Origin of the sequence: uncultured Acetobacterium sp. (assembly GCF_927416815.1) — a bacterium.
Classification (GTDB): Bacteria; Bacillota; Clostridia; order Eubacteriales; family Eubacteriaceae; genus Acetobacterium.
In genome coordinates this window covers 23,904-37,334 of the sequence record NZ_CAKMJU010000005.1, presented here as the reverse complement: position 1 = coordinate 37,334, position 13,431 = coordinate 23,904, and the positions used below count along the sequence as shown (strand labels likewise).

Sequence of the window (13,431 nt, the reverse complement as noted above, 5' to 3'; positions counted from 1 at the left end):
GCAGCAGTAAACCACTTCTTGCAGTATTGGATCAGCAAATCTGAGTGGGTGATCGTGGTTGTTTTAGGGTTTGGATGAGCAGGTATATTAAGTGAATAAATGATGGGAACGGATAGGAAAGAAGGTTATTATGAGGATAGGATATGCATGTTTAACGGTAGGCGTACCAAATACTGAACTGAAAACCTGCCTACTAAAAAATGCTTCCGATGAAAAATTGACTGAATTGATCAGGCATAATTTAAACGCGCTCGAAAATATGGTTGACTACAACATTGCTAATCGGGTTTTATTGTTTCGAATCAGCTCATCACTGATCCCTTTTGGTTCAAATCCTGTTAACCGGATCATCTGGTGGGAAATATTTGAAAAGCAGTTGAAAAAGATCGGCAAAAAAATTGCCAAAAGCGGGATGCGGGTTTCGATGCATCCGGGACAGTACACCGTTTTAAATTCAGCTGATGAACATATCGTGGCTAACGCCATCGCCGACCTTAATTATCATGCCCGGATCATGGACAGCCTTTTACTGGGTTCAGAAAATAAGATTATCCTCCACGTCGGAGGGGTTTACAATGATAAAAAACAGGCGATTAAAAGATTTTTAAGTCATTATCAGGGTTTGGGTGAAGCTGTTAAGAAACGGTTGGTCATTGAAAATGATGATAAATCCTACACCATTAGCGAGGTTCTGATCATCGGGAAGGCTCTGGACATTCCGGTTGTCTTTGACAATCTTCATCACCAGGTCAATCCCTGTGAGGAAAATCATCCCGATACGTATTGGATTGATGCCTGTAAACACACCTGGAAAAGTCAGGATGGCAAGCAGAAGATTCATTATTCCCAACAGCATCCAGAAAAAAAACCGGGTTCTCATTCGAAAACGATCAGAATCACCGAATTTATGTCATTTTATGAAGAATTAAAGAGCCGCGATCTCGACATCATGCTGGAAGTTAAGGATAAGAATCTGTCAGCGATTAAATGCATTAACTGTACCACCGCAAAAAAAGAAATCAATCAACTGGAGCATGAGTGGAGCAAGTATAAGTATGCTGTACTGGAAAGATCGCCACTTGACTATCTGGAGATCCGAAAACTGCTAAACAATAAAGACAGCTACCCCTGCATCGATTTTTATAATCTCGTTGAAACCGCCTTCTTGAAAGAAACCACCATTGGCAACTCGATCAATGTCGCCCAGCACATTTGGGGGTATTTTAGAACGATGGCCTTACCCAGTGAAAAGAAGTATTTCTTAAAACTTCTGGATCAATATGAAAAAGGCGAAGCGTCAATCAAAAAGGTGAAGAAAAATCTATGGAAGATGACGGTAAAGTATGAACTGAACTACCTGTTGGACTCTTACTATTATGTCATGATTTAAAAAAAGAAGTAGCTGGCGGCTTACAGTAATACGTCGATAATGAATGAGAAAGTGATGCAGGTAAAAATATGTTAAATACCGAAATCAAAGAATTGATTGTCTATCTGAAAAATATCGTTGCGGAAGAAAAACCGGATGATGGTGTGATAGAAAAGTACCGGGATGATCCTGACTTTATTGAACTCAATGGGCTGGTACGGGGAATCCGAGGTGCCTGCAAAAAACACTTTGAAATGATCTTTGATTTATTTCCAGACCCAACCATCATCACCACCATGGAGGATGGAAAATTATTGGCCTATAACCGGGCCTTTTTAAAGTTGATAAAGACCCGTGGGAAGACGATTTTTGATGAGTCAATGAATATTCATGATTTATATTTTGAGTTGGATAAAAGAGAACAGTTAGTCGCACAGTTAAAACAAAATGGGGTCTGCGAAAATATGGAGATTACGGTCAACGATGTCAATGACGAAATGTTTGTCGGTCTGGTGTCAGCCCAAGCGATTAACATTGAGGGAAAACCCCATATCCTCAGCGTGATCCGGGACATTACCGCAATCAAAGAATTGGAAGCACAGATCATACAATTGTCAATCAAGGATAAATTGACCCAGGTCTTTAATCGGCCTAAACTCGATGAATTTCTGCAATCAGAACTCGAACGTTCTGAGCGTACCAAGGCTCCTTTTTCAATCATCCTGGTAGATATCGATTCACTGAGAAATATTAATGAGTCCTACGGAAATCCGATCGGAGATGAATTGCTGGTAGCAATTGCAGAGATACTAAAGCAAAATGTCCGGGGGACAGATCTTATCGGCAGATGGAGTGGTGAAGAATTTTTGGTGATTCTTCCGGATACTGATGAAGCGGGGGCGGTAACGCTGGCTGAAAAGATTAGGACAATTGTTGAAGAAAGTGAGTTTAAGATCGTTGGAAAATTAACAGCTAGTTTTGGAGTATCGGCCTATCGCAAAGACTTACTGCCGGCAACCCTGATTTCACGGGCTCAGGCCGCTCGCAGCCGAGCTAAAGAAAAGGGCAGAAACAGGGTTGAATGTCAGTAGTGAAAGATGGCAAAGGAAAAAATGATGGACGAGGTGACCTGTGGATATGAGACAATTAAAGATTCTAGTGATTGATGATAACCGCGATAATGTGATTGTTTTAAAAGCTTTGATCGGGGATGCCTTTCCGGAAGCCAGTGTTTTGATGGCCTTTAGTGGACAAGTCGGCTTTGAGATGGCTGAGGCGGAAGACCCGGATATTATTTTCGTGGATATAATTATGCCAGGGATGGACGGTTTTGATGTGTGTCGAAAATTAAAAGCCAGTACCGACCTGGCTGATATCCCGGTCGTTTTTGTGACCGCCTCGCGGGGTGATAAGGAACATCGGATCCTGGCGCTGGAATGCGGCGGAGAAGGATTTTTATCTAAACCGATTGATGAGCAGGAATTGATTTCTCAAATTCGCGCGATGGAGAAGATCAGACATGCCAATATTCTCAAGCGCAATGAAAAAATACGCCTTGATAGCCGGGTCAGAAAGCAGACCGAGGCATTAAAGGTTGCCCATGCCCGTACCTTGAAGCTTTTAAAATCGCTGGAAAAAGAAAATGAAGCCCGCAAAAAAAGCGAAAAAGCACTGGTTGAAGCTCAGAAACTCGCCCATCTGGGCAGTTATGAGATTAATTTTAAAACCGACAAAATCAATTGCTCTGAAGAAGTGCTGAATATTTTTGGGGTTGATTCAGAGCAAGAGATAAATACCAGGGATTGCTTACTCTCATTTGTCCATGCTGATGAGGTTCCCGGGGTGATAGAAAACATCAACAAGGTGATGGAAGAAAAATCCACTGCTGATTTTATTTTCCGGATTCTCAGGCAGGATGGTGAAGAGCGGATTATCAATATGCGGATGATTCCCCAATTTGATGACCGTCAAGATCATATCGGCAATTTTGGAACCATTCAGGACATTACCCGGATTAGAAAAACCGAGGAGGAGATCCGCTATCTGAGCTATCATGATTACCTGACCGGTTTATTTAACCGGCGTTTTTATGAAGAGGTGCTGATCAAATTGGATACCGAAGAAAACTACCCATTGACCCTGGTGATGGCTGATGTCAACGGTTTGAAAATGATCAATGACTCTTTTGGTCATGCAGTGGGCGATGAACTGCTGCAGATGGCGGCTAATGTTATTAAGCGTGGTTGCCGACAAAATGATGTGATTGCCAGACTGGGCGGGGATGAATTTGTAATTATTTTAGCTAAAACCGATGCTGAAACGGCAGCACTGATTATCAAACGACTGGAAATGTTAGCGGCGCAAGAAAAAATATACGGACTGAAGCTTTCGATTGCTTTCGGCTACCGAACAAAAACCAGGAAAGAAGAGAGTATCCAGCAAGTCCTTAAAAATGCTGAGGATGATATGTATCGTCATAAGCTCTATGAAAGTGCCAGCATGCGTAGCAAAACCATTGAACTGATTATGAACACCCTTTATGAAAAGAGCAATCGGGAAATGATGCATTCTAACCGGGTCGGTCAAATCTGTGAAAAAATTGGCATCAGGATGAAGCTTGATCAAGATGAGATCAATCAGATTCGAACCGCCGGACTGATCCACGATATCGGAAAAATGGGAATTGATGAAAAGATTCTGAACAAACCCGGAGCTCTCTGTGATGAGGAATGGAGTGAAATAAAGCGGCACCCGGAAATCGGCTATCGGATTCTCAGTTCAGTGAATGAATTTTCGGAAATGGCCAATTGTATTTTAGAACACCATGAGCGCTGGGATGGCCAAGGCTATCCCAAGGGCTTAAAAGGCGAAGAGATTTCACTACAAGGAAGAATTGTGGCGGTGGCAGATTCCTTTGATGCGATGACGAGTGACCGAACCTATCGCAAAGGTTTGGCTCAAAATGAGGCGATTGCCGAAATCAAACGCTGTGCCGGAAGCCATTTTGATCCGCTGGTAGCAAGAATGCTGGTTGAAGTGGTTCATACGGAAATGGTTCATTAGCAAGCAACACAGTAGGGATAATAAATAGATACCGAGGAAGCCAATGGAAAGACAGGTCGATGACACCGTTTTTGAGATCATGCGGATTATGAAAGCCCGCTATGAAAAAGATTTAACCATTTATGATGAAGCCTTTCTTGTTAAAACGCTGCGGCGACGGATGGCAGCCATTGCTATCAATCCGTCGGACTACGCTTTATATCTGCAGAAAAACCGCGATGAAGCAGAGTCTTTAGTGGGATCGTTTCAGATTAGTTATAGTCAGTTTTTCAGGAATGGGTTAACCTTTGCCGTATTAGAGCAGTTGGTTTTACCACAGCTGCTTAGTCATAAACCAGAAAATGGCGAAATTAGGGTCTGGTCAGCTGGCTGTTCGACTGGTCAGGAAGCCTATTCGATCGCGATTTTGTTGGAAGAGCTGTTAATATCTTCGTCAAAACCGATGCGCTTTCGAATTTTTGCCACCGATCTTTCAAGTGAAGTGCTTGACACCGCCAGAACTGGTGTTTATGATGAGGATAGCTTGTCAAATGTCCGAATGAAATATATCAAGCGTTATTTTTCAAAAATGGGAGCAGCCTATCAGATTGTCCCCGGATTAACAGAAAAGATTGTTTTTTCGCAGTATGATTTGTTAGATGCCCACTCCACGAATCCCCCCGATAGTATTTATGGTGATTTTGATATGATCTTCTGCTGTAACCTCCTTTTTTACTACCAAACGCCGGTGAGACGATCAATCGTCAAAAAATTGAAGCGTTCGCTGGCTGAGGGGGGCTTTCTCATTACCGGTGAGGCCGAGTCGTTATTCATGGGAAACGATCAGAATTTAAAGATGCTATCAGCAAGCGCTCCTGTTTTTCAGATCAATTGATAGTGGGTGCTAATCTGGTGCTTTAAGCTGATCCGCTTAACTGATGTGTTAAGATTAAAGATCAATAAAGAAGATACGATATGAACCGAAATGGTGACACTTCAGATAAATGGTTCAGGGAGAAAAGATGAACATAAAGAATTTAAAGGTAAAAACACAGCTTATTATTGGCTTTTCGAGCATTCTATTTTTCGTCATTTTATTGGGGATCATTAGTTATGTACAAACCAATACCATCGTCAAGCAGGCTGAATCGATGTATAACCACCCCTTTCAGGTAACGAAAACAATTTACCGGCTGGATGCTGCAATTGTCGGGATGCGGGTGGGGGTAAGAGATCTGATGCTGGCCAATACCCAGCAAGACCGGGAAAACGCGATTGAACTGATGGATCAATACGATGCCGAGATCCAGGTTCAATTTGATGCCTTGCGCGATCAATACCTAGGCCCAAGACAGGATGTTGATGCGGCCTATCGAGCCTATATCAACTGGGAAACTGCCCGATCTGATATTGTCGCAAGCACCCTGGCTGGGGATCTGGAAGCCGCAAAAAAAGATTTGCTACCAGGCGAAAAGGTCGGCATTTATCGGGATGCCTTAAATGAAAAAATGACAATTGTGAAAACCTATGCTGATAACAAGGCTAATGAATTATATCAGGACTCAAACGACTTGTATGCAAAAATAACAAGGCAATTGTTCCTGCTGGTCATCTTTATTATTGGCTTATCGATGTTGGTCAGCTATATCATCTTTAGAAATACCAGAGAACCTTTAAATGAGCTCACCCGTGTAACCAATGAATTTCAAAACGGCAATTATCATGCCAGAAGCAACTATCGTTACTGCAATGAATTTGGGATCTTATCGGAATCCTTTAATGCGCTGGCTGATGATATTCAGAAAAATATGGAGATCAACGAACGAACGGGCAATTTTACCAAGATTATGCTGGGAGAAGATGATGCCAGAAAATTTTTTAGAAAGACCCTCAATACCCTTTCCCGTTACACCGACTCCCAGGTTGCGGCTGTGTATCTGTTAAATAGCGATAACCATCAGTTTGAACATTTTGAATCGATCGGTCTGGGTGAAAAGGGCAGAGCAGCATTTGGCGAGGATACCTTAGAAGGGGAATTTGGAGCATCGATCGCTAGTGGCTGGTATACCCATATCAAAGATATTCCCGAGGATTCGCGGTTTGCCTTTTATACGGTCAGTGGAAAATTTATTCCTCGTGAGATCATTACCATCCCGTTTGTTTTTGGCAATGCAGTCGTTGCGGTGATATCGCTGGCGGCGATTGGCAAATATAGTCAAAAAGCGATTGATTTTATTGAAAAAACCATCAGCACCATGAGTGCCCGAATTGAAGGAATTTTGGCCTATCGCACCATTAAAGCGTTTTCGGAGAAATTGGAGCAACAGAACCGCGAACTGGATGCCCAAAAGAACGAAATGGAAGAACAGTCAGTCGAACTGATCCATCAGAATATTGAACTGGAAATGCAGAAAAAAGAGCTCAATAATAGTAATCAGCTTAAAACCAATTTTTTATCCAATATGAGTCATGAATTGCGAACCCCGCTTAATTCAGTGATTGCCCTTTCGGGGATTTTAAACCGCCGGCTTAAGAATGAAATAGCAGCAGAAGAATACAGCTATTTGGAGGTTATCGAACGCAATGGCAAAAATCTGCTGGCTTTGATTAATGATATCCTGGACATATCACGGATCGAGGCCGGCCGCGAAGAAATTGAGATTACCACCTTTAATATTAACCAGTTGATCAATGAGGTCGTTGAAATGCTGGCTCCCCAGGCCAATGAAAAAAGTGTCATGTGCATCAATGGGGCAAAGGACACCGCTGTTTATATCAACAGTGACCGCGACAGGTGCCGTCATATTCTCGAAAATCTGGCTGGCAATGCGGTTAAATTTACCGAAAAAGGTAAGGTTGAGCTCTTCGTTGGTCAGCAGGGCCAAGTAATCGAAATTCGCGTTAAGGATACCGGGATCGGGATCGATGAAAACTATCTACCATTTATTTTTGATGAATTCAGACAGGCAGATGGCAGCACCTCGCGCAAATTTGGCGGAACCGGACTGGGTCTGGCGATTGCCAAAAAATACGCCAACCTCCTGGGTGGGACAATCACAGTAAAAAGTGTGGTCAACCAGGGTTCTGAATTTATCCTTGCTCTACCGATTAATTATGTGCCAGAAAATAGAATAATTGACCAAGCCGAGGAAGCAGAGCAGGAAGCATTTATACAGGCGGAAAAAGCAGTGGCAAAAGCAAACATGCCGAAATTGTCCGTGAAAGCATCGGTCCAGACCACCAAAATAGCGGAGGAGCGATCAACTAAAACCTTGTTGATGGTTGAAGATAGTGAACCGGCAGTGATTCAGATCACAGATCTGTTAGCCGAAAGCGGCTATACCATAAAAGTGGCCAGAGATGCCAGAGAAGCCCTGGAAATTATGGCAGCGGTTATTCCGGATGCGATGGTACTAGATTTAATGATGCCGGGAGTTGATGGCTTTGAATTACTAAAAACCCTTCGCGAAGCCGAAGCCACTGCGCATATACCGGTGCTGATACTGACCGCTAAACATATTACCAAAGACGAGCTGAGATATCTGACAAAAAATAATATTCATCAGTTAATCCAGAAAGGGGATGTAAACAGAGAAGAACTGAAAAAAGCGATCGCTTCGATGCTTTATCCGGAAACCCGAGAAAAAAAGGTCAAGCACTTTATGTCCCGAACGGATCAGCGTAAACCCCTGGTGCTGGCGGTCGAAGACAACTCCGATAATATGATTACGGTAAAGGCCTTGCTGAGCGATCATTTTAGGGTGCTAGAGGCGGCTGACGGATCAGCGAGTATTGAACTGGCAAAACAGTATCGGCCAGACTTGATCCTGATGGATATTGCCCTTCCGGGAATTGATGGCCTTGAGGCTTTTGAAAGGATTAAAAGGCTCCCCGGCCTGGAAAATGTCCCTGTCATTGCATTGACCGCCAGTGCCATGACCGAGGATCGAGAAGCAATTTTGAGTCAGGGGTTTGACGCCTTCATCGCCAAACCCATTATCGAACGGGAGTTTTTAAAAGTAATTCACGAGGTGCTCTATGGAAAATAGATCATTAAAATTTTTAGCAATCGATGATAATCAAGATAATCTGATCACCCTGCGGGCGCTGATAAGGGAAGCCTTTCCCGAAGCGCAGGTTTACACTGCCACTAATGGTATCAAGGGAATAGCGATCGCCAGGGAAGAAGATCCGGATGTGATTTTGCTCGATATTGTGATGCCGGGAATGGATGGATTTGAGGTGTGTCAGAAATTGAAGGCGGAAGAATCGACAAAAGAAATTCCGGTGGTCTTTGTAACGGCCATCAAGGGCGATCGGGAACATCGCATTTTAGCGCTTGAATCGGGAGCGGAAGCTTTTTTGGCCAAACCGATTGATGAATCGGAGCTTACAGCACAGATCAGGGCGATGGTAAAAATTAAAGCGGCTAATCGCCAAAAGCAAGATGAACAGGGTCGGTTGGCCCTGATGGTGGCTGAAAAAACGGCAGAATTAGAAAAAGCTCATTCGCAAACCATCCAACTGCTAGAAAGTCTCAAGGTCAGTGAAGAAAAGAACCGTCGGCTGATAACCCAAATGGAACAGGGTCTGGCGGTCCATGAGTTGCTAATCGATGGTGCAGGGAAAGCTCTTGACTGTAACTTTTTGTATGTGAATGCCAGCTTTGAGCGGTTGACTAACTTAAAGAGTCGGGAAGTTCTCGGAAAAACCCTGACTGAGATCATGCCGGATTCAAAAGATTTTCTGGTTGAAAAATATGCGCAATTAATAGCGACAAGAGAGTCAGTACGCTATGAAAAGTATTTTAAGCAGTTTGAAAAATATTTTGAAGTGGTGGCCTATTCGCCCGAGCCCCAACAGGTAGCGGTCATTATTTCTGATATTACTGAACGAAAGCAAACCGAGGAACGGATTCGCTATTTAAGTAATCATGATTATCTGACCGGAGTTTTCAACCGACGCTATTACGAAGAGGCTTTAGCCAGCATTGATACTGAAGATAACCTGCCCTTGAGTCTGGTTATTTCCGATGTCAATGGACTAAAGCTGGTGAATGAATCATTTGGACATGCGGTGGGAGATGAACTCCTCAAAAAAGTAGCCGGAGTAATCCGAGAAGCATGTTGTGAGCAGGACGTGGTAGCCCGGCTCAGTGGTGATGAGTTTGTTATTCTGCTGCCGAAGACCGATGAAATGCAGGCCGCGAAAATGGTAAGACAGATGAGAGGCGCCGCTCAGCAACAGTCGGTCGGGGCGATTGATTTCTCGATTTCCTTCGGCTATGAAACTAAAACGAGGAGCGATCAAAATATCCAGGAAGTGTTAAAAAACGCCGAAGATAATATGTATCGGCATAAGCTTTATGAAAGCGCCAGCATCAAGAACAAGACCATCGATTTAATTATGAATACCCTTTATGAAAAAAGTAGTCGCGAAATGCTGCACTCGAAAAGAGTCAGCGACATCTGCGAAAAAATTGCCGCGAAAATGAATTTTGACCAGGATGACATCAGCCAGGTCAAGGCTGCCGGATTAATTCATGATATCGGAAAAATGGGGATTGATGAAAAGATCCTTAATAAGCCCGGTGGACTGGATCCCGATGAATGGAAAAAAATTCAGCGCCATCCGGAGATTGGGTATCGGATTTTAAGCTCCTCCAGCGAATTTTCAGAATTGGCACGATATGTGCTGGAGCATCAGGAACGGTGGGATGGAAAAGGTTATCCGAAACAGTTGATTGGGAATGAAATATCTATCCAGGCTAGAATTATTGGCGTCGCTGATGCCTATGATGCGATGACCTGTGATCGGGCTTATCGGAAGGGGCTGAGTGTGGCAGAAGCGGTAGATGAAATAAGAAAATGTGCCGGCACCCAGTTTGATCCGCATGTGGCTCGTGTATTTATTGAAAAGGTACTGACCGAAATTTAAAAAATCTAAGAAAGAAAGTAAGACATTGAAAAATAACCAAGAAAACAGAATCGAAGCAGCAATTCAGGCATTAATTATCGGCAACCAAAGATTTTTGAGCACCAAAGAAGAGGGCTATAGCCACCAGGCGATCAAGACGATCGTGGCCGAAAATGGCCAGAACCCCTACGCTGTGGTGATCACCTGTTCGGATTCCCGGGTTCCCCCGGAACATATTTTTTCGGCTGGAATCGGCGACCTCTTTGTCATTCGCACCGCTGGTAATGTGATCGGTGATTTTGAATTAGGCAGTATTGAATACGCCGTGGGACATTTGGGAACAGCGGTGGTTTTAATATTGGGGCACAATCACTGTGGGGCAGTGGCGGCAGCGATGGAAGGTCATGGTGGGGGTCATACCCAAAAGATACTCGATGAAATAATGCCCGCTATTTCAGGCGAAAAAGATGCGGGAAAATGCGAAAATTTAAACATTGAACATGGTTTTTGCAGAATTAATGAGAGTCAACTGATCAGGGATCTTATTAACAAAGGTCAAGTAAAGGTTATTTCCGGAAAATATGATATCGAAACCGGCGTGGTGGAATTTTTTCAGTAGAGCTGTTGTAAATCATAAAAGTGCTTTGCTGTTAAGACCGCTAAGACATCAAGTTAAATGACATCAAGTTAATTGGAGTGAAGTTAATGGGATGAGATTAAAAGGGTATTAAGTGAGATTGCACAAAGATGAAAGGGGATTAATATGAAACGAAGACTAGCAGTTTTGGTCGGTGTGCTTGGTATGGCGGCATTACTATTGATGGGAGCGGGCTGTAAAAAAACGGACATATCAAAACCGGATGCGGAGGTACTTAATGCTTTTGATGCTGACATGGTTGAAAAAAGCAATGATTTCGGATTCAATCTCTATAAAAATCTGGCCTTGGAAAATGAAAACATGATGATTTCTCCGGTGAGTGTATCGCTGGCAATGGAGATGGCCTACAATGGCGCCGCCGGAGCGACCCGCGAGGCGATGGCAAAGGCACTAAACATTCAGGGCATTGATGTTGAGCAACTCAACAAAAACAACCGCGCGCTGATTTATTTTTTAACGACAGCCGCCCCTGAAGTAAACCTGAACATTGCCAATTCGATCTGGATGGTTGAGGATTTTAAATTTTCGGAAGTCTTTTTAGAGACGGTTCAAGATAGCTATCAGGCCGAAGCAAAAAAGCTCGATTTTACTGATCCCAAATCGGCAGAGGTGATTAACAAATGGGTAAAAGATCAAACCCAGGGAACCATCGATCAGATTGTCACCCCGCCAATTGACCCGGAAACGATCATGTTTCTGATTAATGCTGTTTATTTTAAGGGCGCCTGGACCAGTCCTTTTGAAAAGGAACTGACCACCGATCAGCCTTTTAAACTGGCCGATGGGCAGACTGTGACAGTACCGACAATGTACCAGAGTGGTTCCTTTGACTATTTAAAATCAGCCGATTTTCAGGCGCTACGGCTTCCCTACGGTGAAGATGAGCAGATTGCAATGATGCTTTTTTTACCCAATGAAGGGGTCAGCCTGGAGGAATTCCAGAAACAGCTCAATGGCGATAATTGGTCAAAATGGATCAGTCTTTTTGAACAAAAGGAGGGCAGCCTGATGCTTCCGAAGTTCACCATGGCATATGAAAAATCATTAAACCAGCCATTAACGGAGCTGGGGATGGGAATCGCCTTTGAAGCTGGAAAAGCTGATTTTTCGGGGCTGGCTGAGGACGGTACGGCGGGGAATATTTATATCAGCGAGGTCAAGCATAAAACCTTTATTGAGGTCGATGAGGTCGGGACCGAGGCGGCTGCCGTGACATCCGTGGAAGTTGGCGTCACCAGTATGCCGGCTTACGACTTCGAACTCAACTTTGACCGACCCTTTTTCTACGCCATTCAGGACAGCGAAAGCGGAGCGATCATCTTTATCGGAGCGGTTTTTGACCCAAGCTAGTAATTGATTAAATGTCCGGGGTTGTTTCGACTGACAGCACCGGATATTTTTTCTTTGAATTTTTTAAGATTAGCTTCGATATTGTCGGATAATGCGATAAAAACATTGAATTTTTGGCCATGAAAAAGTAAACTTATTGACGTGAGTTGAAGATTGTTTCAGTCAGTATGATCAGAGTGTGACTCATTCCGGAACAAAAGGACTTAAAATTACAGGCAAGAAGAGAGGGTAAGATGGGATTTTTAGAGATTTTAAAGGTAATCTTTCTGGGGATTGTCGAAGGCATCACCGAGTGGTTGCCGATTAGCAGTACCGGACATATGATTTTGGTCGATCAATTCATCAAGTTAAATGTGTCAGCAGCGTTTATGGAGATGTTCCTGGTGGTCATTCAATTAGGGGCAATTCTGGCAGTTGTCTATATCTATTGGCATAAATTGTTGCCATTTACATTTCGAAACAAAAAAATTATAATTAAGAAAAATATCGTCACGCTATGGGGGAAAATTCTGGTAGCGTGTATTCCAGCAGCGATTATTGGTCTGGCATTCGACGATATCATTAATGCAGTGTTTTATAATTATCAAACAGTTGCATTGATGTTAATATTTTATGGGGTGCTCTTTATCCTGGTTGAAAATTACAATAAGAATAGAAAGCCGGAAACGAAAAAACTTTCTCAAATCACCTATAAAACAGCATTAATGATTGGCGTCTTTCAAGTTTTAGCGCTAATTCCCGGAACATCACGATCCGGAGCGACAATCATTGGCGGTATGATTGTTGGAACCACCCGAACGGTGGCAGCAGAGTTTACGTTTTTTCTGGCGATCCCAGTTATGTTTGGGGCAAGTCTCTTAAAACTGCTTAAATTTGGCCTCGTCTTTACCCTCTGGGAAGCGGTTATTTTATTAGTTGGGATGGTATCCGCTTTTATTACCTCGGTATTTGCGATTAAGTTTTTAATGAGTTATATTAAAAAGCACGACTTTAAGGTCTTTGGCTGGTATCGGATCGCATTAGGGGTCATTGTATTACTGTATTTCTTTATCACTGGTAATTAGGCTGACTTTAAATTTCACTTGATATTGAAAGG

Annotated in this window: 9 protein-coding genes; all 9 read left to right on the top strand. The window is 43.2% G+C overall.

Features of this window, described 5'->3' with window-relative positions; all coding sequences use genetic code 11:
- Positions 1-130 precede the first annotated feature (130 nt).
- The 9 genes from uvsE to QZ998_RS00670 all read left to right on the top strand — a co-directional run bounded on the left by uvsE (position 131) and on the right by QZ998_RS00670 (position 13,399).
- The gene (gene uvsE, locus QZ998_RS00710) at positions 131-1,390 is read left to right on the top strand and encodes a UV DNA damage repair endonuclease UvsE (protein WP_296557211.1); all 1,260 of its coding nucleotides are present in this window, start codon (positions 131-133) and stop codon (positions 1,388-1,390) included.
- A 68-nt stretch (positions 1,391-1,458) separates the two neighbouring features.
- Positions 1,459-2,460, top strand: a complete 1,002-nt coding sequence (locus QZ998_RS00705) for a sensor domain-containing diguanylate cyclase (protein WP_296557209.1) — start codon at positions 1,459-1,461, stop codon at positions 2,458-2,460.
- Between the two features lie 46 nt (positions 2,461-2,506).
- Positions 2,507-4,432 carry an HD domain-containing protein gene (locus tag QZ998_RS00700; protein ID WP_296557207.1) on the top strand — a complete coding sequence of 642 codons (1,926 nt, stop codon included), beginning with the start codon at positions 2,507-2,509 and terminating at the stop codon, positions 4,430-4,432.
- Between the two features lie 43 nt (positions 4,433-4,475).
- The gene (locus QZ998_RS00695) at positions 4,476-5,306 is read left to right on the top strand and encodes a protein-glutamate O-methyltransferase CheR (protein WP_296557205.1); all 831 of its coding nucleotides are present in this window, start codon (positions 4,476-4,478) and stop codon (positions 5,304-5,306) included.
- Positions 5,307-5,433: 127 nt separating this feature from the next.
- Positions 5,434-8,460: a response regulator gene (locus tag QZ998_RS00690; RefSeq protein WP_296557204.1), complete on the top strand. Its 3,027-nt coding sequence runs from the start codon at positions 5,434-5,436 to the stop codon at positions 8,458-8,460.
- A complete protein-coding gene (locus QZ998_RS00685) occupies positions 8,450-10,348 on the top strand; it encodes an HD domain-containing protein (protein ID WP_296557203.1) in 1,899 nt (632 codons plus the stop codon). The genes QZ998_RS00690 and QZ998_RS00685 overlap by 11 nt, the downstream gene beginning before the upstream one ends.
- Before the next feature lie 25 nt (positions 10,349-10,373).
- Entirely contained in the window at positions 10,374-10,946 is a 573-nt protein-coding gene (locus QZ998_RS00680) for a carbonic anhydrase (RefSeq protein WP_296557201.1), read from the top strand.
- A gap of 144 nt (positions 10,947-11,090) precedes the next feature.
- Positions 11,091-12,335, top strand: a complete 1,245-nt coding sequence (locus QZ998_RS00675; RefSeq protein ID WP_296557200.1) for a serpin family protein — start codon at positions 11,091-11,093, stop codon at positions 12,333-12,335.
- A 233-nt stretch (positions 12,336-12,568) separates the two neighbouring features.
- Positions 12,569-13,399, top strand: coding sequence for an undecaprenyl-diphosphate phosphatase (locus tag QZ998_RS00670; RefSeq protein ID WP_296557198.1), 831 nt, complete (start codon positions 12,569-12,571; stop codon positions 13,397-13,399).
- The last annotated feature ends 32 nt before the right edge of the window (positions 13,400-13,431 follow it).